Below are 22073 nucleotides of genomic sequence, written 5' to 3' on the forward strand. Positions count from 1 at the left end.
ACGCGACAGGAATCCATCTATAAGTTTTGGTTAGAGACTTATCTACATTGGTTGTGAAGAAATTATTCATGTGATTAGGTCCTTACTAAAATAAAGGTATGTATCAAGGTAGCTAATTAGCAGCCCTTTACCTGCTACTCTTTGGCGTACAGATAAAGGGCCTTTTGACCTTACCAATAACTATAGAAACTGCCTAGCGCAAACATTGCTCCGCCAATAGGAAGGCCAAAGGCTGCTGTGACAGGGCTGTAAAGTGATAAGCCCATTACAGCTAAGCCACCGTTTTGCCAGTCATTAAAGTCTCCACCACTTACATTTTCAACTTCTTGCATAGATAATTCTTTCATTTTTATCATCCTTAATTGATTTATGTACCTAACAAACGCCATCTTTGAGGCTTCCTCAGATGGCCAAAATATCCTACAAGAAAGTTTCAAGTCTAATAACTGTCACTTCTGACAGTTACCTTCCCCTTTTCTCTCAATCATAATTGCTCCCAAAGAATGTTGTTCATAGATTTAATAGGGAAGTTATGTCTGATTCGTTGTTCAGGAAAGAAGTGATTGAAAATCAGCGAGAGCGCTTATGGGGTGACTTAGTTATTTCCCAGCCGCTTTCTTATTATGTGCTGAGTGCCGTTGCGATTTTGTTTGCTATTTTATTGATAACCCTCCTATTTATGGGGAGTTATGCTCGTAAAGAGTCGGTAAAAGGATATTTAGCTCCCGATCTTGGCTTGGTCAAACTCTACGCACCGAGAGAGGGTGTTTATGCTCAGGTTCATATTAAACAGGGACAGAAGGTAGAGGAAGGACAAATACTGTTTACGGTGGTTGATGAAACTGTATTAAGCAGTGGTGATGATATTGACTCTGTTATTCTGCAACAATTGAACAAGGAGGAGGCGGTAATTGATGCACGTATTGAGCGGGAAACGCTACGGGTAAGCTCTGAAGAAAAGCGTCTAAAAGCCCTTATTCAAGGCGCGCATGGAGAAATTAAACAGCTTATTGAGCAACAACGTATTCAAAAAGAGCGGCTGCTGCTATCAGAAAAGCAGTATAAAGCGATGAAGTTATTGGCCGATGATGCGCTTGTTTCTGAAACCCGTTATCAGGAACAATATGAACGGCATTTAACAGATCGCCAGCAAGCGGCAGATATTTCTCGTCAGCTACTCAGTCGACAGAATGATTTGAGGGTAACTGAGTTTGAGCTGGAGCAGCTGCCCGAAAATAGTGCAGAGCGTGTTGCTGAGCTAGAAACCAGAAAGATTGACTTGGTTAAACGACGGACTGAAATTGATGGGCGGCGCAGTTTTACTGTTCGAGCGCCCGTTAATGGACGGATTTCCAGCCTGCAAATATCAGCTGGTCAAGCTGTTGTGCCTAATAAACCGATATTGGATATTTTACCTGAAGGGGCACAGTTACAGGCTGAGTTGTTTGTACCGAGCCGTGCGATTGGTTTTATATCTACACAGCAATCAGTGAAGTTGCAGTATCAGGCCTTTCCTTATCAGCGCTTTGGGATTTACGATGGTACTGTGATGAAAGTCACCGAATCCATTCTCTCGCCTTCTGATATTCCCTCGCTTTTAAGGTTGCAAGAGCCGGTTTACAGAATCTCTGTAGAGCTGGACGAGCAGACGGTCTCTGCTTACGGCAAGGCATTACCATTACAGGCCGGCATGCTACTTGATGCTGATATTATTGTTGATAGCCGAACGCTGGTTGAATGGATTCTTGACCCGCTGTACAGCCTGCAAGGAGTGTTGTAATGAGCGCTTCTTTGAGTTTATTGAATTTTACCGGCCGAAAAACGCTACCGGTAACCTTGCAAACAGAGATGGCTGAGTGTGGGCTGGCATGTTTGTCTATGGTGGCAGCTTACCATGGGTACGAGGCTGATTTAACGAGTTTACGGCACAAATACCCGGTCTCGCTAAAAGGCGTTACGCTCAAAAGTTTGATGGATATTTCTGACAAAATGGGCATGGCATCTCGAGCGCTGCGCCTGGAAATTGGGGATATGCATAAACTGCAACGCCCCGCAGTGTTGCACTGGGATATGAATCACTTTGTGGTATTAAAGTCTGTAGGCAACCAAAAAATTACCATTCACGACCCCGCTCAGGGTGAAAGGGTTTTGAACTTTGAAGAGGTATCAAAACACTTTACGGGTGTAGCATTGGAACTAACACCCACGCGTTCTTTTGAGCCTAAAGTAGAGCAGCAACGCCTGCACTTGAGTGACTTCTGGCGAAATGCTTCTGGCCTCAAACGTGGTTTAATTCAGCTTTTGTTGCTATCCGTTGTTTTACAGATTTTTGCACTTATTTCCCCGTTTTATATGCAGCTAGTGGTTGATGAGGTGATTGTTAGCTATGACGCCGACTTGCTCAAGGTACTTGCATGGGGCTTTTTACTGCTGGCGTTGATTAAATTGAGCACTGATGCGCTTCGCTCTTATGTTATTTTGCATATCAGTAACATGCTGAGTTTTCAAATGGGCGTTAACCTGTTTCGGCACCTTGTTCGATTGCCGATGGATTTTTTTGAAAAGCGCCACATTGGTGACGTGATGTCTAGATTCGGCTCGCTTAACCAGGTGCAAGAACTGTTAACTACGGGGGTGGTTACAGCGATTGTGGATGGAGTAATGGCGATTACCACCCTGGTGATGATGGTTATCTATGCGCCAATATTGGCTGTAGTTGTAACAGTGGTTGTGTTGATCTATGGAATTATTCGTTACGCGTTATATCGACCTTTACGTCAGCTAACAGAAGAAGAAATTGTTGCCAAGGCAAAAGAAGATTCAAACTTTATGGAGAGCGTCAGAGGTATACAGAGTATCAAGATTTTCGGACGAGAGGCTGATCGTCAAACACTTTGGCAAAACCGCTATGCGGAGGTGATTAACACCGGAATTCGTCTGGGTAAAGTAAATATTGCTTATAGCACCATCAACAACCTGTTGTTTGGGCTTGAGAACGTATTGGTAATTTATCTAGGCGCTCAGTTGGTATTGGATAATGCATTCTCTGTGGGCATGTTATATGCGTTCATTTCTTATAAAGGCCAGTTCACCGACAAAACGGTTGCGCTGATTGAAAAGTTAATTGAATTCAAAATGTTGGGGTTGCATCTTAATCGTATTGCAGATATTGCACTAACCAAAAAAGAAAAAGCCCTGGAAGTTGAGAGTGTTCAGAGTGAGTTAATCGAAGGTAACTTAGAGCTTAAGAATATCAGTTACCGTTACTCTGATTCTGAGCCTTGTATTTTTGAAAATGTCAGCATGAGTGTGGCACAGGGCGAGTCCGTGGCGATTATCGGGCCCTCTGGTTGCGGTAAAACAACACTGATTAAAGTCATGATGGGCTTATTTGAAGCATCTTCAGGTGCCCTTCTGGTTGACGGGAAAGTGCTTGATAGCGCTAGTGTTCGAGGCTTTCGGTCTCAGGTGGCGGCTGTGATGCAGGATGACCAACTTCTATCAGGGACAGTGGCAGACAATATCTGCTTTTTTGACTCCTCGCCAGATCATGAAAGAATTGAATATTGTGGCCAGTTAGCTGCTATCCATCATGATATAGAAGCGATGCCCATGCGGTATAACAGTTTAGTGGGGGATATGGGGACAACCTTATCTGGAGGACAAAAACAACGCTTGCTATTGGCTCGAGCGCTTTATCGCAAGCCTAAAATTCTGTTTCTGGATGAGGCGACCAGCCACCTGGACACTCAATTAGAGTACTTTGTCAATGAGGCTGTTAAAAAGCTGGACGTTACGCGTATTATCATTGCTCATCGACCAGAAACCATCCAGTCAGCAGATAGAGTGTTAGTTTTTGAACAAGGACGGCTGATCGATGTAACCGAACAGGTTGCTTCAGCTAATCACCAAGATGGAATGCCTGCGCGGCAAGGGCAAAAACCCAGGGAAGAGTAGCTGTAAATGAAAAGGACTTTATTAAAGGCTGAACTTTTAAAAGCAACGATCTTAAATGTGGTGGCATTAACGCCTCTAACGTTCGTTTTTGGTGTTGTTTTGTGGTTGTTAGCACCGCATGCTAGTGCACATACGTTACTTGAAATTTATGACATGGCTCGTAGCCATGACCCTGCTTTTAAGACGCAGGAACTGTCTATTATGGCGGCGAAAGAGGTGTTACCGCAGTCGAGGGCTGCATTACTGCCAACATTATCTGTTAGTGGGAATACCCGTAAAGTTCACACTTCAAATGAAGATGCCTTTATAGGCAACACACTTGGCCCAGCAGGTGTGTTGGCGCCTGTTACAGGGCAAGTATCTAACGATTATAATGCTATTGGTTACTCTGCGGAACTCAATCAACCGTTGTTTGATCCTCAAAAATGGTATCGCTATAAGCAAGGACAGGCACTTTTTAATCAGCAGGAGTGGGAGCAGGTTAAAGCAGAGCAAGACCTGATTACTCGTGTGACTACAAGTTATTTTAATGTTTTGCGTGAAATGAATGAGCTAACAAGTTTGCAAGCAGAAAAACGTGCAGTAAAAAAACAGTCTGAGCAGTTGCAACGTCATTTTGAAGCAGGTTTGGTTGATATGACTGACGTTTATGAAGTCAAAGCGGCACTGGATCGCATTCGGGTGAGAATTATTCAGGCCAATAACCGCTTGCAAGCAAGGCGTGAAGAGTTGATTGGCTTGACAGGGAGAGGGGATATTGAGGTTCAGCCCGTATTTGACTCGCTAATCGTTGAAGAAATTAAGCCTGGAAATGAAAAGTTTTGGAAAGACTTAGCGATGCAAAACAATGCAGAAATAAAAGTGGCCAACATAGAGATTGCAGCAGCAAAAGAAAATAAAAATGCCGCGAGGTCTGAACACATGCCAACAATCAGTATTTCTGCGTCTTACTTTGCTGATGATAGCGGTGTAGGTGGGTATGGGAAGGCAATGTCAGATACATCAACACTTTCTTTGAATCTTAATATGAAACTGTTTCAGGGGGGCGCTGCTAGCTCTAGAAGCAGAGAAGCAGCGCTACGTTTAGACGAGTCAAAGCTAAGGTATCTGGATAAGATTCGAGAGATTGAGCAAAATACTGCCACACTATTCAGAACAATTCATGCAGATGTGGCGTCGGTGAATATGCTTAAGCTGACGGTTAACTCTCATGAAGAAGCGCTAAAGGCTGTAAAAGCTGGGTATCGAATGGGCATCAGAAACGCCGTGGATGTATTGCAGGCCCAAAAAGCCATGTTTCTGGCAAAAAGGACGCTTATAGATGCTACTTATGATTATGTTAGTAATATCATTGAGTTAAAGCGCCTGGTAGGGGTTGTGGACAGGGATAGCTTGGTGTTTAGTGATGGATAATAATATCTAGTAGCTAAAACTTGACCTGACCATTACTCCGCTAGTTTCCCTCGCCAATATGGTGATGACGGGCCTGCCTTTTATTGTGTATCATTACCTCCGTAAGCGTTTAGCAGCAAATGGAGGTGCATATGAAACGTCTTGTCATGCTGAGCCAGCTATTCTTGCTGAGTTCATGCTCTCTTGTAGAGCAAGCCCACTTAGATATCCCTGCCGTCACTGGGCAGTATGAACTCCCTCTAAAAGTTACCGAGCAAGATAAATTGCTGATAGGCGACTTTATGTTGGTCCGAAATACCGAAGGCTATACAAGCTTGGTGGTTGCCTCAAGTCTTGAGGAAGCCAAGTTATACGGCTTAGATGCTGTCAGCTTGGTCAAGCAACTTTATGGTTTTGATACCCCTAAAAATGAGGAGATTGCACGTGCCAGAAAAGCAGTGCTTGCAGGTGTATCTGAGCATAGGGCTATTGCACACGAGGAGCTTATTGCATTTTATCTTAAGGATAACTCAGGGGTTGAACGGATATACTATGCTGAGCCAGAGTCGGCAACCACGTATTACCTAATTGAATCTGAGGGTGGTGATGCAGAGAGTATCTTTAAAGGAATAAGGAGAAGGTAATGTCAGATTATCCAGAGATTACGCTTCATAAATAAAAAAGAGGCGAGTCAGCCTCTTTTTTATTTGCATCTCTGGTAGTCGGAGATTATTACTCCGCCAGCGCTGCCTGCTGAAGCTCAAATAACTCTTCAATGCCTTTTTTGGCCAGCGTCAGCATGGCATCAAACTCTTCCTGATTGAATGACTCGCCTTCTGCGGTGCCTTGTACTTCAATAAATCCACCTTTATCGGTCATCACAACGTTCATGTCTGTTTCTGCCGCAGAATCTTCCGGGTAATCAAGGTCTAACACCGGGTGGCCTTCATAGATGCCGACAGATACTGCGCCTATCATCTGCTTGAGTGGAGACTTATCCAGCTTCCCTTTTTCAACCAACCCTTGAAGAGCATCTGCAAGTGCAACGCAGCCACCGGTAATCGAGGCTGTTCGAGTGCCGCCGTCTGCCTGAATAACATCACAATCGATAGAGATTTGTCGTTCGCCAAGGGCTTCCAGATCTACCGCGGCTCTAAGTGAGCGGCCAATGAGTCGCTGGATTTCAACGGTTCGTCCGGTTTGCTTTCCACGTGCAGCCTCACGAGACATGCGCGAACCGGTTGAGCGAGGAAGCATGCCATATTCAGCCGTTACCCAGCCTTTGCCTTGCCCTCTCAGAAAACGAGGAACAGACTCGTCAACACTGGCGGTACAAATGACCTTGGTGTCACCAAACTCGATAAGCACTGAACCTTCAGCGTGCTTGGTGTAATTGCGGGTGATTTTGATGTCTCTGGCTTGTTCTGGCGCGCGTCCGCTCGGTCTCATTCGTTGTATCCTAATACAAAAGGTTGATATCACACCTATAATTCATAGGTGTGATAGGGAAGGGTTTGACGTTGATGAGCATTTTAGCATTTAACGTTGCAAAGTAATGAAAAAAATAACCGCGTTGCCGGGTCAACGGATGCTATCGAGTGATAGAGGTGGGTTTCTGGTGATTAACTGGGTAAAATAAATTCAGAATTACCGGTCGAGGCCGGATAACCCATGCAGCAGTTTGAGGAAAAGTGAATGATTCAGAGTATGACAGCCTTTGCCCGCGAGACATCACAGGGTGACTGGGGGACGTTGACGTGGGAAATAAGATCAGTCAACCATCGTTATCTCGAACCGCACTTCAAGCTGCCTGAAAATTTACGTGAGATTGAGCCGGGTTTGCGTGAAGGCTTGCGCAAGCATCTTAATCGCGGAAAGGTCGAGTGTGCTTTGCGGTGGCAGCCAGCAGAGCAGAGCGGCGAAGGCTTTGATCTCAATATAGAGCTGGTTAAAGATATCAACCAAGCGGCTAATCAGGTAAATCGCATTCTCGATAACCCCGCTCACCTCAATGCCTTAGAACTGCTCCAGTGGCCGGGCGTGATGAAAACGGCACAGGTTGATGCCGCGCCGATAAAAACGTCAGCGTTGGCGTTATTTGATCAGGCACTAAAAACCTTGGTTGCGACTCGCAAACGTGAAGGAGAGCAGTTGAAACCTTTGTTTGATCAGCGACTTGATGCGACCAGTGCGATTGTGGCAGAAGTGAGAGGAAAACTTCCTGAAATACTGGCGGCGCAGCGAGAGAATATTTTGGCCCGTTTTGAAGACGCCAAGCTAGAGCTTGATGCCGCGAGAGTCGAGCAAGAGATGGTGCTGTTGGCGCAAAAAACAGATGTCGCTGAAGAGTTGGATCGACTCGATGCACATGTAAAGGAAGTTCGCTCAGTGCTTGGCAAAAAGGGAGCAATTGGACGTCGTCTAGACTTCTTGATGCAAGAGCTTAACCGGGAAGCAAATACCCTTTCGTCAAAGTCTATTGTGACCGATACCACGAATGCCGCGGTAGAGCTCAAAGTGCTGATCGAGCAGATGCGAGAGCAAGTGCAAAACGTTGAGTGAGACTTTATGAACTTTATAAAAAAATTAATGATATAAGTCAGTTGTAAGTTTCGTGGCCTTTCTTTCGGTTGCTTAGGATTGCATTTTTATGGTGACAGAATTGGTGGCAAATAAAATGGCTATATCCATATTTTCATCATCTGTCACCATATGGGCACTTAGGGGTGAATGATGAACAAATCAAAGCCAAGCTAAAAGCGGGCGTTACATCTAAAGTCAGAATAATCTCAATGACAAAAGTAAAGTCATTTGTTAAAATAATTAACCTGATGGGTTAATAAAAAATATATGGATATTGCGTTTTCCAGCAAGAAGCTAAAAAAGCAGCTCAGTGAAGCGAAGGTAATGGCTAAAACCCATGGCCCCAGACGCACTGCACTCTTAAAAGTCATTATGACCCAGTTAAGGGCTGCGCCCAATCTGGGAATTTTCGCTCCACCTTATAGTCCGCCTCGCCGCTGTCATGAACTGAAAGGTAATAAAAAGGGGCAATTATCAGTGGATTTGGATCATCCGTATAGACTTCTATTTAAACCGATAAACGACCCCGTACCAATGAGACCAGAAGGTGGTTTGGATTGGGATCAAGTTACAGCAATAGAAATTATAGGTGTGGAGGATACCCATGGTTGATATACAGAATGAGTTTCAGCCCGATTATGCGGTCTCCCCTGGTGAAGTTCTCAGTGTTGAGTTAGAGCTAAGGGGTATGACCCAGCAGGAGTTGGCTAAACGTACAGGCATTACACCAAAACACATTATCTCAATACTAAAAGCCAAGTCAGTTATCACTCCAGAAACGGCGATTAAGTTTGAACGGGCATTAGGTATGCCAGTGGATTACTGGTTGAATCTTGAAGCTCATTATCAGGAGATACTGGCACGTCAGGCTGAGGAAGAGAGGCTTGAACGAGACTTGGATTGGCTAACTCGTATTCCGGTTAATTCGATGGCCAAAATGAACTGGATTGAGAAGGTCAAAGATAAGAAGCAGCAGCTTGTAGAAGTGCTGCGTTTTTTTGGCATAGCCAATGTTGAGCAATGGGATGATATGTGGCCTAACCTCAATGTTGCTTATCGCCAAAACCAAACACACGAGGTATTTCCTGAAGCCGTGTCAGCTTGGTTAAGGCAGGGTGAATTGGAAGCCGCTGACATTAACTGTGCACCGTATAACAAAGCTAAGTTCAGAGAATCACTTGATCAAATTAGAGCTTTGACAACAGAAGACCCTGCGCACTTTGTACCAGCGATGCGAGAGCATTGTGCTATGGCTGGCGTTGCGGTTGTGTTCGTACCAGCATTACCAAAAACAGGCGTTAGTGGCGCAACACGTTGGTTAAATAAAGACAAAGCAATTATTCAGTTGAGTCTTCGTTATAAAACTGACGATCATCTTTGGTTTACATTCTTTCATGCGGCTGGGCACATACTTCTGCATGGAAAGAAAGAGTTATTCCTAGAAGGCACGAATGGCTTAGATCAAGAAAAAGAACACGAGGCGAATACTTTTGCCGAGCATGAACTTATTCCGCAAAAAGTGTTTGCCAAATTTATTTCTGACAGAGACTTTAAAAAGACTTCTATATCAGCTTTTGCCAAATCAGTTGGCATCGCTCCAGGGATTGTTGTAGGGCAGCTCCAGCACAAGGGGTTACTTAACGTAAAATTCTGCAATGACTTGAAGCAGCGTTTTAAGTGGGCGCATGAGTGAGTAAAGGAATAATATCCAGTACTTATTCTCAATACATATGGATAAACACCTAAACCGGAAGCTATTCGCAAAGAGGGATAAATGCTTAAAACATTTATCATAAGCACAGCTCTAGTAGCAGTACTATTTTTTGGCTGCTTTTGATGCGCCCCATGCTAAAGATATTGCCAATCAAGAGCTTCAAAAATTCACCTTCGAACCTCTAACATATTTACTAATATTTTGTACTGGTTCTCTGTGCTTAACGCCGGATCGCTTTAGAGGGAAAATAAGCCTTTTTTTTGAAAAACACTCCCCTAAAGTCAGAGCAACTTACGAGGGATGTGCGGGGTCTGTGCTTGGTTGGGGGATTGGTTCAGGTGCTGCGACAGTTTTGAAAAATGGAATGGCCATGCTTCCGGTAGTCGTTGTTGTCTGCTGTATATTTCTCATTCTTGCAATGGGGCCCTTATGGGCTAACGAATCGGTCGGCGGTTTAGCCACTAAGTACAAAGAGTTCATGGTTGCTGAAAGAAAAGGGAAGTTAGCTCTTCAACTTTGCGGTGTTGGTCTGATAATCATCGCTTCATGGGGCTTAGTTCAATGGTGGCATAATGGCTAGTAAGCCAGCTAGCCGTGTTATTGGTCTTTCACAACAAGTCAAAAGCAAATTAAGGCGGTCTTGGTCGATTGATTGAGTGCTGGTAAAAAATTATCCCGCGCCCATCGCTTCAACGAGCTTACTCCTCACTTTTTGCTGCCATTCTTGTACCCAAGACAAAACGTAGTTTTCAGTTCCTTCCACGCTCATCATTGGGTCAGCAAAGCCGAACCCAGAAAACATTCAGGTGATGAAGGGCTGTATTTCTGTGTGGGCAAACAAGGTTCACCTTATTGAACGATCCGCTACACAGTGACCAAAGGAAAGGTTATGGATATAGCTTGAGTGGCTAAGCGCTTGCCAATACTGATTCAAATGCCAAACACACTTTTATGCGCATATAAATGATAAAAATTACACTTTTATGCGCATAAAAATGTAATTTGGGTTATAGTATTGACCAGCTAACGATCTTACAGGCAGGACAAGATGATGCAGCGCACCTTACTCAACGCCTTGATGGCATGGAAAAACAAATCCATGCGCAAGCCCTTATTAATCGATGGCGCGAGGCAAACGGGTAAAACCTATTTACTGCAAGAGTTGTTTGGTAGCAGCTTTACCAACATCCTTCGTATCGACTTTCTGGAAAACCCGGCTTACAAAGAAGCATTCGATGGTTCACTGTCACCTGACGAACTGTTGATGAATATTGAGCTGCTGACCAATCAGGTGTTCAACCCGGAAACGGATCTGCTGATTTTGGATGAGATTGGTGAGTGTGAACGGGCGGTTACCTCGCTAAAGTATTTTGCCGAAAAAGCACCGACCTATTTTGTCGCGGCCAGTGGCTCGAACATTGGTTTGTTAAATGCTTTCCCTGTTGGCAAGGTGGAGCAATACAATTTACGGCCATTAACCTTCCAGGAATTTATTTACGCATCAAAGGAACAGGCGCTGATCAAAGCCTTTGATAGCCAAGCAAGCACACCGGCAGTACACACTAGGTTGATGGATAAACTGACGGACTACTTTTTTACCGGTGGTATGCCTGAAGCGGTTGCTGCTTGGTATCAATATAAAGAATCGAGCATTTTAGAGCGTGTTGAAAAGGTTTATAAAATTCATGCTGATTTAGTCGAAGGCTATCGCCGCGATTTTGGCAAGTATGCGGGTAAGGTCGATGCGACACTGATTGAATCGGTGTTCAATAGTATTCCGTCACAATTATCACTTGTGAGCGATGAGTCTGTTAAACGTTTTAAATTTAGACATGTACATGAGCGCAAGTCTCGCTACAGCGATTTTGAAACCGCAATCCATTGGCTTACCTGTTGCCGCCTAGCCTTGCCGAACTATCCTGTTGAAGGGTTGCCGAAGTCGCCTCTGGCGGCCTATAAAAAAGAGAATATGGTCAAGTTGTTTCTGTTTGATGTGGGCCTGCTCAATCATATGCTGGGTAGCAGTTACAAGGAGATCAAGCAGCAAAGCTACGAATACAAGGGTTACGTTGCAGAAAACTTTGTCCAACAAGAGCTTACTGCCATCGGTGTTGACCCTAGTTACTCGTGGCACGACGCACGCGCTGAAATTGAATTTATTCTGGCAACAGATAAAGGTGATATCGTTCCAGTCGAAGTAAAGAGCGGAAAACGCACGCGAGCTAAATCGCTGACCTCCTATATTGAAAAGTGCACGCCGAGCAAAACATTCAAGTTAACTGGCACACAGGGTTCTTCCGCGCTAGAGCAAACCAATATCGTCATGCCCTTGTACTTTGCTCAGTATTTGCCGTTGAAGTGGTGACCGTTTTTTTCCCATCACATTAAGGTCTGCTCACAGTTACTTTATTGGCAACAATCTGTAGATCTGTTAAGTCAGAGGAGCCGCCGCTTATTTGTCTGGTACTCGGGCTAACTAAGAACTCCATGATGTCCATTCTGAGCCTTTTTCTATAGAATGGGATACGATGATATCCATCTCAAATGAGTGTGCCTTTCCATTGGCTTTTAGCTACCTCAAAGCACATGCAAAAGAATGGCAAAACTCTGCTCGATAAAGCCTTTCAAAGCTGCTATTTTTCAACCCTAACAGCAGCGTAAAAGCGGCGCTGTTTCTCCATGCTTCATCGCTAAGAAGCACCACTACGACTCAGTAAAAGCCTAAGGCAAGTGGTGGGCCGCTTGGTGGGGGAGCAGGTATTTTTGAACGGTTTCTTTTCGATAACTCGTTGAGTTTGTTAGGTTCTAGGCCGCTACTCAATGAGCAGATCCAAAACATCGAATAGCTTCCTTGGTAGAAAGTTACCCATCCAAGAATGTCTTAGAAGCTCTGTATTACCTTGTGAAGAGTATTGAAAATACAGGGCTTTTTAATTTCCCCGTCCAAATCGGTTTACAGATGTCCGTTACCAGTTGCTGTTTAAGTGATGGGTAAAATGATGGGCAAGCCCTGTTTTTTGACTCAATAGCAAACAAAAAATACAGTGATGGTAATGACCTATATTTTTGCGTAAGAAAATCTGGTGTACCAAAGACTTAAATCGCCAATATGACCGACGCCTCTGCATTTTTGTACGCGTCGGTTCTCGTTTTAGCGTAGCGGTATATTTCGTAAGTGCGTTTCAATTGCTTTAATCATCTGTTTGGTAAGCGGTAAATGCGACTTTTCTTTCGCCCATACCTCATGAAAGCCTGCTACGGTTTGCTTGGCAGTATCTAAGACCAATTTTTCTGGCAGCATGGCTTTAGCCGCTAAGTGTGATAACTCATCCAGCGTGAAATCACTGAATTTTTTGCTACGGCTAACCTTTAACGACGTACTATCATCGGGGATATAAGGGATGGTTGAGACAAAATCATAAGCGGGCGCAATGGATGCAGTGCGCTTGTCTTTGTAGATCACAGACCAATTTTTCAAATGCATATCTGCATTGCCAATCAGGGTATTGAACACCAATCTGCGAGTAAATTCTGCGATGTCTTCTTCTTGGCCTTCGATGCCGATAACCTGAGCAATATTGCGCATACTGGCTTTTTTATACTTATCTTGAGGATAGACACCAAACACTTGCGCAAAATCTTCAATGTGTACGGCTTGATCACCTGCACGATCAAAGCGCTTGATCACAAAGGCCTGAGCATTTTTAAAAGCATCACCAAACTGTCCAACGCCTTGTGGAACATTAGCAATCTGACTAATGGGAAGTAGCTGAGTTTCCGGCACATCCATTCCCAACATTCGAGCCAGTTCCATCATCGAATATTCATTCTCTGGCACAGCGTCAAATCGAGACGATGGCAATTTCACAATCCAAGAGCCACCCTTACCTGTCGCTGGAATCGTCAAGCCACCGTTCGCCTGTTGTACGGCTGAAAACTTCAACTGTACACCCGCTAACGAAAACCGCATTGGGGCTTCAATTTTCGTTTCATCGTCAATGTCTTGATGCGCGTTAGGCGGCAGCGCTTCACCATCGGCTGGTTCAACCGTAATCGCGCCTGCTAAATCCTGCCCTAATACCCACAATAGAAAAAACTCCCGCGCAGGGTTCACACCGGCACGCTCTGCTAGGTAATGACGCATTGCTTCTTCTGGCAAAAGGTTGGAGAAAAACGGAGTTAACTTGGTCTGGATAGGTTTAAAGTTGGTCAGCAAACTACCTAACGAATCTTTAAAGCCAAGCCCTAAAACAGGTCGTGATTCATCATTAATATACGAATCCATAAAGGCAAAAAGCGTTCTGTCATTGCCCACGTTAGTGATCGTTGCGATGGGTTCGCCATAGAGCAAAACGTTGAGCGTAGAGACATGATTAGTCATCGTCGTCTGCCTCTAACTGATATGCGGGCGACATTTGCTCAGCTTCATCGTTGATGCCGTTATTGTTTGACCCATTGTGATAAGTACCTTGGCCACTTCGAATAATCGACTTGATAGCTGGCACAGACTTTTTAGGCGCAACAAATAGCTCTAGGTCGAGCACGCGGGCCAAAGCAATCAAACTGGACATTCTTAAATCAACGCCGCCAGACTCGATTTTCGAAATATGGCTTTGAGGCACACCCGAGCGAGCACTTAACTCTCTCTGGCTAAGCCCCTTTCGCCCCCGAGCGTCTCGAAGACTTTCTATTATCTGCTCTGTGACATAGCTCATTTCGATACGCCTTAATGGATTATTTAAGAATAAATATATACAAAAACATATCATCCTAATCCCAATATCACAAGACTGATTAGTTATTGCATATCGTTGAGTTTGTATTGATATATAAATATAGATATAAAATAACGCATGCGCTCATTTACTGTGGGGCAAATTGGACAATGGGGCAGTAATTAGAATAGCTCTCTTACAAAAAACCGTACCCAGTTTTAAGTTAAATCAACAGCCGCCACACACTTTTCCATACCTTTACCCCCATACGCCAAACGGATAGTGGTCCATTTACTGTTTGGCGTCTCGATTTTCTGCACGGGCTAAATCCCACAAAAAAGCCCTGTCACTTGGTTGTAAGTGCAGGGCTTTTTTGTGGGATTACTTAAAAACAGCCTAGCTAGGCTAGCCTTCACCCCACATCACCACCAATATTGACGCTTTACGAAAGGTTTGTTCGGGTCTTTGCGGTTTCGAATGTCCATGATGCGCCAGTTCTTACTGATAAGCTGAGCGATTTGATAAAGGGTTTCACGCGCTAGTAAAGCCCTTGTTGATCCGTTCCAGCTTTTTTGATTGGTAAACTTAATCGCTGCGGTTGCATCGGGTGATCGTGCTTTTAGCTTTTCAGCCATCGCCAATGCTTCGGCCATGGGGTCTTCAACTACGCGAGTCACCAAGCCATACTCAAGGGCTTTATCTGCGGTAATCGGGTCACCGGTCATGATGAGTTCGTTGGCGACATCTTGCGAGATCGTGCTTCGAATGGTTTGTAGCCCCGCCATATCGGGAACCATACCCCACTTCGCTTCCATGATGGCAAGCTCCGTGTCAGGGCGTGCATAACGCATATCGGCGCCTAGTGCTAAGGTCATCGCCATGCCGTAACTGATACCATGCATGACACAGATAACGGGTACGGGAAGGCGGTGCCAACCAATACAAAAGCGTTGCGCCATGTTGGTACCAAAAGGGTTTAACTTCCAACCAATTTTAAAAAATTGAATAGGCTGACCCATGATGCTTTTAATGTCTATACCCGAACTAAAGTGCTCACCCTTGCCTGAGATAATGACAACGCGGATATCACGGTCTTTTTTGATCACTTTTTGCACGTTGACGATGTCGCACATTAAGTCGAAATTAAACGCGTTGTACTTCTCAGGTCGGTTGAGGATAACGTGTGCGATGCCGTCTTCGACCTTGTAGATAATGTGATTAAATTTCATGACGTCCAGTTCTAGTTATTTATTGTTTTAGAGATAGTGCGTTAAGCGTGAGAGCCGAAGCCCTCACAATTTTTTAGTGCTATGCGCTAGCTAGGTACTAAAGCTCAGCAGCTAGCTCGGCACCTTGCTTAATGGCGCGTTTCGCGTCGAGTTCTCCGGCAAATTCAGCGCCACCAATCAGGTGGAAGTTCATCGTGGGTGAGTCTTCATTGTAGAGTTCTTTGCGCGACTCTTGACCCGCACAGATCACGATATTATCGACATCTAGCACACGCTGCTCGCCATCTACTGTGATGTGCAAACCTTTGTCATCGATCTTATCGTAGCTGACGCCACCGATCATCTCGACGTCTTTCATTTTCAATACAGCACGGTGCACCCACCCTGATGTTTTGTTCAAACCGGCACCTAAAGGGCTTTTCTTACGTTGAAGCAAATAAACTTCGCGCGCGGGTGCGTGTGGCTTTCTTTCCACTAGGTGGCCTGGGTTGTTACTATCAATATCCACGCCCCATTCTTCACTCCACTCTTCTACCGTTTGCGGCCGTGGCTTGCTGTCTGCTTTTGCGCCTGGATGAACAAGGAACTCTGCGACATCAAAACCAATACCGCCGGCACCGATCACCGCCACTTTTTTGCCCACTTTCGCGCCTGTTAGTACATCTAAGTACGACAGAACTTTCTTATGCTCGATGCCTTCGATGGGGGGCAGACGTGGGTTAATACCCGTCGCGACAATGACTTCGTCATAGCCTGATTGTTCAAGATGTTCAGCATCCACCTTGGTGTCGAGTTTCAAATTAACCCCCGAAACCTCTACTCGACGCGCGTAGTACTTGATCATCTCATAGAATTCTTCTTTGCCCGGAATCTGCTTAGCATAGTTAAACTGACCACCAATTTCACTGGCCATGTCATACAGCGTAACATCATGGCCACGTTCAGCCGCAACAGTAGACGCTGACAGACCCGCGGGGCCTGCACCAATCACCGCTACTTTTTTCTTGTTGGTTACAGGAATATAAACGAGTTCAGTCTCGTGACAAGCTTGAGGGTTTACCAAGCAAGATGCACGCTTCATCTGAAAGGTATGGTCGAGACAGGCTTGGTTACAGGCGATACAAATATTGATTTCGTCTGCACGGCCTTCTGCCGCTTTGTTGACGAAGTGCGGGTCGGCCAAAAACGGACGCGCCATAGATACTAAATCTGCGTCTCCCGAGGCAATAATATCTTCCGCGACATCGGGCGTGTTAATTCGGTTAGACGCACATACAGGAATAGACAGCTCTTTCTTGACACGTGCGGTTGCTTCACGGAAGGCTGCGCGTGGCACAGAGGTCACGATGGTCGGAACGCGCGCTTCATGCCAGCCGATGCCGGTGTTCATAATCGTGACACCCGCGTCTTCAAGCGCCTTGGCCGTTTGGACAATTTCTTGGGCCGTCATTCCGCCTTCTACCAGTTCCATCATGGATAAACGGAATAAGATAATAAACTCTTCGCCCACGGCTTTGCGGATGGCTTTGACGATCTCGACAGGGAAGCGCATACGGTTTTCGATGCTGCCGCCCCATTTATCTTTTCGCTGGTTAACGTGCGGCGCCATAAATTGGTTAATCAGGTAGCCTTCACTGCCCATGACCTCAACACCGTCATAGTTTGCGAGTTTTGCTAGGCGCGCTGTTTTTGCAAAGTCTTTGATGGTGGAACGAATCTGTTTATCCGACATGGCTTTTGGCTTAAATGGGTTAATCGCCGCTTTTTTAGCCGAAGCCGAATGTGAAAATGGGTGATAGCTGTATCGACCCGCATGCAAAATCTGTAAAGCAATTTTGCCGCCTTCTTTATGAACCGCGTTGGTGACTTTGCGATGGTTAGGAATGTCTAAATAGCTATTAAACAAGCCGGCACTTGGGTAGAACCAGCCACGTTTGTTTGGGTTATAGCCCCCTGTAATCACCAAAGCTGCGCCACCTTTTGCACGTTCGGCAAAGTAAGCAGCTAATTTATCCATGTGCCAAAAACGGTCTTCAAGGCCAGTGTGCATAGAGCCCATAATGACTCGATTTTTCAACGTGGTGAAACCCAAGTCTAAAGGTTCCATCATGTGGGGGTATGGTTGATTGCTCATACAGTCTGAAAATCATAAGTCGCCTCCCTCGCCGAGGCATCCAGAGGTATACTCGAGAGGGCTTACACTCAACAAAGGAGACGGCTTATGCAACTTTACTGCGGAATCGATCTTCATAGCAACAATAGCGTTGTATCGTTAATCAACGATAACGATACTATTGTTCAAGAAAAGCGTTTAGATAATGATCTCAATGATATCTCTAAACTACTAGCACCCTACCAATCAGACATTTTCGGAATAGTTGTTGAATCGACATACAATTGGTATTGGCTTGTTGATGGTCTAATGGATGAAGGCTATCCAGTTCATCTAGCTAATACGCTTGCCATTCAACAATACAGCGGATTGAAATACACGAATGATTTAACGGATGCGCGTTATTTAGCTCACCTACTAAGATTAGGCATACTTCCTACGGGATATATTTACCCTAAAGCTTTACGTGCTATTCGCGATCTACTAAGGAGAAGGCTCTTGCTGGTTAAGCAACGAACCGCTCATCACCTTAGTTTACAAAGCATGATTAACCGGCACACAGGTGAGAGGCTTAATGCGAATAAGATAAAACATCTTACAGAAGCAGAACTGAAAGCTCACTTTTCAACAAGCGCAGCGCAACTAACTGCGTTGACTGAGTGGCATATGATGAAAAAACTCTCTCAGCAAATTACTACGATAGAAAATTTTGTTCTCAGAGAATGCCAGCAAGGGGAATTGTATTCAATTCTACTTAGTATCCCTGGCGTTGGAAAAATACTGGCGATGACCATTTTGCTTGAGACTGGACCAATTGAGCGTTTTCCTCGTGTTGGAAATTATTCATCTTATGCTCGTTGTGTGCCTTCCGATAAGGTCAGCAATGGTAAATCAAAAGGGAAAGGAAATACGAAGAACGGAAATAGATATTTAGCAATGGCTTTTGTTGAAGCAGCACATTATGCATCTATCTGGAATACTGATATAAAACGAGCCTATCAACGCAGGCTGAAGAAATCACCAACAATGGTTGCCAAGAAAGCGATAGCCAATAAATTAACGAGAGCGTGTTATCACATGCTCAAGGAGAAAACGATGTTTGATATTAAACTCGCATTTGGTTAAACAGCTTTTCAGGCGATGAGATCAAAAGGGGTATGGTTAACCTAGGGCTCTGAATATCCTTCGCCTGAACCTAATTTGGTTTAATGGAGTGCCCTCTGCATAAGCTCTCCGGAGACTGACTTCGAGTCTTTAACTCTGTACCAATTAGCTATGCAGGGGTACTGATTATTTAATGGGGTATGAATATACCAGGGGTAAGCGGCTTTGCGCGTTATGGGGCTCAGCCGTTTAGCCTTGATCCTGATGGGTGACTGAAGCACTTCATTTTGAAGTAGCACAACACAACTAAAATCAGGTGTACTTCATGACAGCCAAAACAGTTTATATTTAGGCATGGGTGCCACGACGCGCTTCGTTCAAACTCGTGCTATTGACAAACTAGCGACTTATGGGTGACCTCTTATGTTTTCAAAAACGTGTATACTAACTTGACTGTGTCAAGATAGCAGTTATTTTGACAGTGTCAAGATTAGTTTGGTATGGTCAGAGCATGAGAAAGAACATAAATAAAACCTATCACCATCAGAATTTACGTCATACCTTACTAGAAAATGCTGAAAAGCTTTTGAGTGAACGCGGTATCGACGGGCTGACATTGCGCGAACTGGCTGAGCGTTCGAATGTATCTCGGCAAGCGCCTTATCATCATTTTTCATCTAAACACGCGTTGTTGTGTGCGGTTGCTGAACGTTCTTTTGATGACTTAAATGACCTGCTTGATCAAGCGGGGATCAATGACGCGACATCCATTCAAGAGCGGCTAAAGGACTATGTCATCGCTTATGTGCGCTACGCGGCAGAAAACCCCGAGAAGTATGAACTGATGTTTGGCGCGGTCACCTGGCGCAACGAACCATCGGCCGAACTGACTGAAAAAGGGCATGCGACATTTCGCCGTTATACCCACATTATACGTCAGCTCAAAGAGCACGGTGATATGCCAGACTACTTTGACGAAATCCGCATGTCACAAATCACCTGGGCAACTCTGCATGGTTTGTGTCGCTTAAAAACAGACGGTGTCTTCGTGAGCCTTGAAGCGGTAGAAGAAATGTCACTGTATGCTGCAGAGATGATTCTTTCGGTATTGAAAGGCCAGAAATAGGGTTGGTAGACGTGGTTAAAAATAAATCGTTACGACCCCTTTATCTTCCGAAAGGTTATGACCCCGAAAAATTATTAGAGTCTTGATATGTCGATTGTATCGACACAGAAAAATGTTATGTCGAAAAAATTGAAAAATATCGACATATGAAATTGATATGTCGATCCAATCGACATAAACTGAACCAATAGTTCATTTATGTCGATTTAGACTGGAAATTTAAACATGACCAGGCAAGCAGAGCAGCCTTACAACCAATTACCCACATTGCCACCAAATCTAGATTTCATAGAAACTAGATCCGTACTGAAAGCCTGTATTTCTGCACGTGCCGCTGTAGCAGAGTTAAAAAAGGCTGGGGAACTCATACCTAACCAAAGCATGCTAATTAACTTACTGCCTTTGTTAGAAGCAAAAGACAGTTCAGAAATTGAAAATATTGTTACAACTACCGATAAGCTTTTTCAGTATGCACTAGAGGATAAAGGTGCCGATCATGCAACAAAAGAAGCTTTACGCTACAGAACAGCGTTACACCAAGGCTACATTCAGCTTGAAAGAAAACCGCTTTGCACAGCGACTGCTATCGAAGTATGCAGCACGTTAAAGCACGCTGAAATGGAAATTCGTAAAGTGCCGGGGACTTTTATAGGTAATCAGAAGACTGGAGACATTATCTATACACCGCCTGCTGGAGAAAACGTTATCCGCGACTTGCTAGCTAACTGGGAGCGCTTTCTTCATGATGACGATGATATAGATCCTCTGATAAAAATGGCAGTTAGCCATTATCAATTTGAAGCCATACACCCATTTTATGACGGCAATGGCCGAACCGGTCGTATTTTAAACGTTTTGTACCTTATTGAATGTGGCCTTTTAACGCTACCTATTTTGTACTTAAGTCGTTTCATCGTTCATAACAAACAAGATTATTATCGCCTGTTGAACCAAGTAACCAACGATCAGAATTGGGAAGATTGGCTGTTATTTATGCTTAAAGGTGTTGAGCAAACGGCCATATGGACTTGCGATAAAATCACAGCGATTAGAGCTCTTATGGAAAGTACAACCGATTACATAAAAACACAGCTACCTAAAATATATAGCTACGAGCTTGTTCAGCTTATTTTTGAGCAACCCTATTGTCGTATCAGTAATCTTGTTGAACGTGATATTGCAAAACGCCAAACGGCTTCAACGTATTTAAAGCAGTTAGCGGATATTGGTGTGCTGCAAGAACTCGATTCAGGAAAGGAAAAATTATTTGTACACCCACGATTGATGACGTTAATGACAAAAGACAGTAATAGTATCAGCGCCTTCTGAACGTGAAAAATATTCCCCTAGCCCTCAGCAAAGTAGAACAGATGACGAGAGGAAAAGGTCTTAACTAAAATGAGACAGAGTTTCGCTGCCTGACTCATACCTGTTACGAAAAAATGGTCAAACTATGCTTACAAAAATCGTGCTCGATAAAGCCTTTCAAAACGTCGAATAGACGTCTGAGTATAAGAAATTTTACTCTGACCCCCATAGTTGTGGTTTGTGCCGCTTAAAAACAGACGGTGTATTCGTGAGCCTTGAAGCAGTAGAAGAAATGTCACTTTATGCTGCAGAGATGATTCTTTCGGTGTTGAAAGGTCAGAAATAGAGTGGGCAGGGTTGGTTAAAAATAAATCGTTACGACCCCTTTAACTCTTCAGAAAACAGAGTCTAGTGCTCAAGACGGATTAAAATTTTGAGCTTTATCGAGTTTTTCATGGGGCTGTTCAGTAGGTGCTGCCCTCACGATAGCAAAGAACCTACTCATCTAAGACAGCAACAAACTCACCAACTATACGCATGTTTTCACAATCATCTTCATGAAGAACTATATCTTTGAAATTGGGGTCAGTAGAGTTGGGCCTTAATAAAATAACAGAATGCTCCCACTCTCCATCTTCAGTTGCTCTTTTTTCACTCGCATATGTTTTAACTGTAAATGATGAATTATATTCCTCGTCATTCTTACCATAGTTTTCAACTAGTACTATTTTACCGTTACGTGAGCCACCTAAAGATTCTCTGAATATACAAATTGCACCATTTTTGATTCTGCGGTTCATAGACTCCCCAAGTACTCTGTAAGCGATGTTAA

19 protein-coding genes are annotated in these 22073 nt (G+C 44.3%); 12 read left to right on the plus strand and 7 right to left on the minus strand.

What is annotated here, in order from left to right:
• Positions 1–170 precede the first annotated feature (170 nt).
• On the minus strand, positions 171–347 hold the full coding sequence (locus MY523_RS19910; RefSeq protein ID WP_250656427.1) for a hypothetical protein: 177 nt from the start codon (positions 345–347) through the stop codon (positions 171–173).
• A gap of 185 nt (positions 348–532) precedes the next feature.
• Here MY523_RS19910 and MY523_RS19915 point away from each other — a divergent pair, with 185 nt between their 5' ends.
• From MY523_RS19915 to MY523_RS19930, 4 genes are all read left to right on the plus strand, one after another.
• On the plus strand, positions 533–1780 hold the full coding sequence (locus MY523_RS19915; protein WP_250656428.1) for a beta-barrel domain-containing protein: 1248 nt from the start codon (positions 533–535) through the stop codon (positions 1778–1780).
• Entirely contained in the window at positions 1780–3957 is a 2178-nt protein-coding gene (locus tag MY523_RS19920) for a peptidase domain-containing ABC transporter (RefSeq protein ID WP_250656429.1), read from the plus strand. Before MY523_RS19915 ends, MY523_RS19920 begins: the two co-directional genes overlap by 1 nt.
• Positions 3958–3963: 6 nt before the next feature.
• A complete protein-coding gene (locus MY523_RS19925) occupies positions 3964–5370 on the plus strand; it encodes a TolC family outer membrane protein (protein ID WP_250656430.1) in 1407 nt (468 codons plus the stop codon).
• Positions 5371–5501: 131 nt separating this feature from the next.
• Complete coding sequence (locus MY523_RS19930; protein WP_250656431.1) at positions 5502–5993, plus strand: hypothetical protein; 492 nt, start codon at positions 5502–5504, stop codon at positions 5991–5993.
• Between the two features lie 88 nt (positions 5994–6081).
• Here the strand turns inward: MY523_RS19930 and rph are convergent, their stop codons facing one another.
• Positions 6082–6798, minus strand: coding sequence for a ribonuclease PH (rph, locus tag MY523_RS19935; protein ID WP_250656432.1), 717 nt, complete (start codon positions 6796–6798; stop codon positions 6082–6084).
• Between the two features lie 246 nt (positions 6799–7044).
• On the opposite strand from rph, the gene MY523_RS19940 reads away from it, so the two are divergent.
• The 5 genes from MY523_RS19940 to MY523_RS19960 all read left to right on the plus strand — a co-directional run bounded on the left by MY523_RS19940 (position 7045) and on the right by MY523_RS19960 (position 12011).
• Complete coding sequence (locus MY523_RS19940) at positions 7045–7911, plus strand: YicC/YloC family endoribonuclease (RefSeq protein WP_250656433.1); 867 nt, start codon at positions 7045–7047, stop codon at positions 7909–7911.
• Between the two features lie 288 nt (positions 7912–8199).
• The gene (locus tag MY523_RS19945) at positions 8200–8544 is read left to right on the plus strand and encodes a hypothetical protein (RefSeq protein WP_250656434.1); all 345 of its coding nucleotides are present in this window, start codon (positions 8200–8202) and stop codon (positions 8542–8544) included.
• Entirely contained in the window at positions 8537–9625 is a 1089-nt protein-coding gene (locus MY523_RS19950) for a HigA family addiction module antitoxin (protein ID WP_250656435.1), read from the plus strand. The genes MY523_RS19945 and MY523_RS19950 overlap by 8 nt, the downstream gene beginning before the upstream one ends.
• A gap of 130 nt (positions 9626–9755) precedes the next feature.
• Entirely contained in the window at positions 9756–10226 is a 471-nt protein-coding gene (locus MY523_RS19955; RefSeq protein ID WP_250656436.1) for a hypothetical protein, read from the plus strand.
• Positions 10227–10697: 471 nt separating this feature from the next.
• Positions 10698–12011: an ATP-binding protein gene (locus MY523_RS19960; protein WP_250658856.1), complete on the plus strand. Its 1314-nt coding sequence runs from the start codon at positions 10698–10700 to the stop codon at positions 12009–12011.
• 786 nt (positions 12012–12797) lie between these two features.
• Here the strand turns inward: MY523_RS19960 and MY523_RS19965 are convergent.
• From MY523_RS19965 to MY523_RS19980, 4 genes are all read right to left on the minus strand, one after another.
• On the minus strand, positions 12798–14027 hold the full coding sequence (locus MY523_RS19965) for a type II toxin-antitoxin system HipA family toxin (protein ID WP_250656437.1): 1230 nt from the start codon (positions 14025–14027) through the stop codon (positions 12798–12800).
• Entirely contained in the window at positions 14020–14361 is a 342-nt protein-coding gene (locus MY523_RS19970) for a helix-turn-helix domain-containing protein (RefSeq protein WP_250656438.1), read from the minus strand. Before MY523_RS19970 ends, MY523_RS19965 begins: the two co-directional genes overlap by 8 nt.
• Positions 14362–14783: 422 nt before the next feature.
• Complete coding sequence (locus tag MY523_RS19975; protein WP_250656439.1) at positions 14784–15590, minus strand: crotonase/enoyl-CoA hydratase family protein; 807 nt, start codon at positions 15588–15590, stop codon at positions 14784–14786.
• Positions 15591–15687: 97 nt separating this feature from the next.
• Complete coding sequence (locus tag MY523_RS19980) at positions 15688–17724, minus strand: NADPH-dependent 2,4-dienoyl-CoA reductase (RefSeq protein WP_250656440.1); 2037 nt, start codon at positions 17722–17724, stop codon at positions 15688–15690.
• A gap of 87 nt (positions 17725–17811) precedes the next feature.
• Between MY523_RS19980 and MY523_RS19985 the strand changes: the two genes are divergently transcribed.
• From MY523_RS19985 to fic, 3 genes are all read left to right on the plus strand, one after another.
• The gene (locus MY523_RS19985) at positions 17812–18828 is read left to right on the plus strand and encodes an IS110 family RNA-guided transposase (RefSeq protein ID WP_250654847.1); all 1017 of its coding nucleotides are present in this window, start codon (positions 17812–17814) and stop codon (positions 18826–18828) included.
• Between the two features lie 490 nt (positions 18829–19318).
• Positions 19319–19933 carry a TetR/AcrR family transcriptional regulator gene (locus tag MY523_RS19990; protein ID WP_250656441.1) on the plus strand — a complete coding sequence of 205 codons (615 nt, stop codon included), beginning with the start codon at positions 19319–19321 and terminating at the stop codon, positions 19931–19933.
• A gap of 225 nt (positions 19934–20158) precedes the next feature.
• Complete coding sequence (fic, locus tag MY523_RS19995; RefSeq protein ID WP_250656442.1) at positions 20159–21262, plus strand: protein adenylyltransferase Fic; 1104 nt, start codon at positions 20159–20161, stop codon at positions 21260–21262.
• A 476-nt stretch (positions 21263–21738) separates the two neighbouring features.
• On the opposite strand, the gene MY523_RS20000 is transcribed toward fic, so the two are convergent.
• Positions 21739–22068: a S24 family peptidase gene (locus MY523_RS20000; RefSeq protein WP_256470547.1), complete on the minus strand. Its 330-nt coding sequence runs from the start codon at positions 22066–22068 to the stop codon at positions 21739–21741.
• Between the last annotated feature and the right edge of the window lie 5 nt (positions 22069–22073).

The sequence above is a fragment of the Alkalimarinus coralli genome (genome assembly GCF_023650515.1).
In the GTDB taxonomy this organism is placed as follows: Bacteria; Pseudomonadota; Gammaproteobacteria; order Pseudomonadales; family Oleiphilaceae; genus Alkalimarinus; species Alkalimarinus coralli.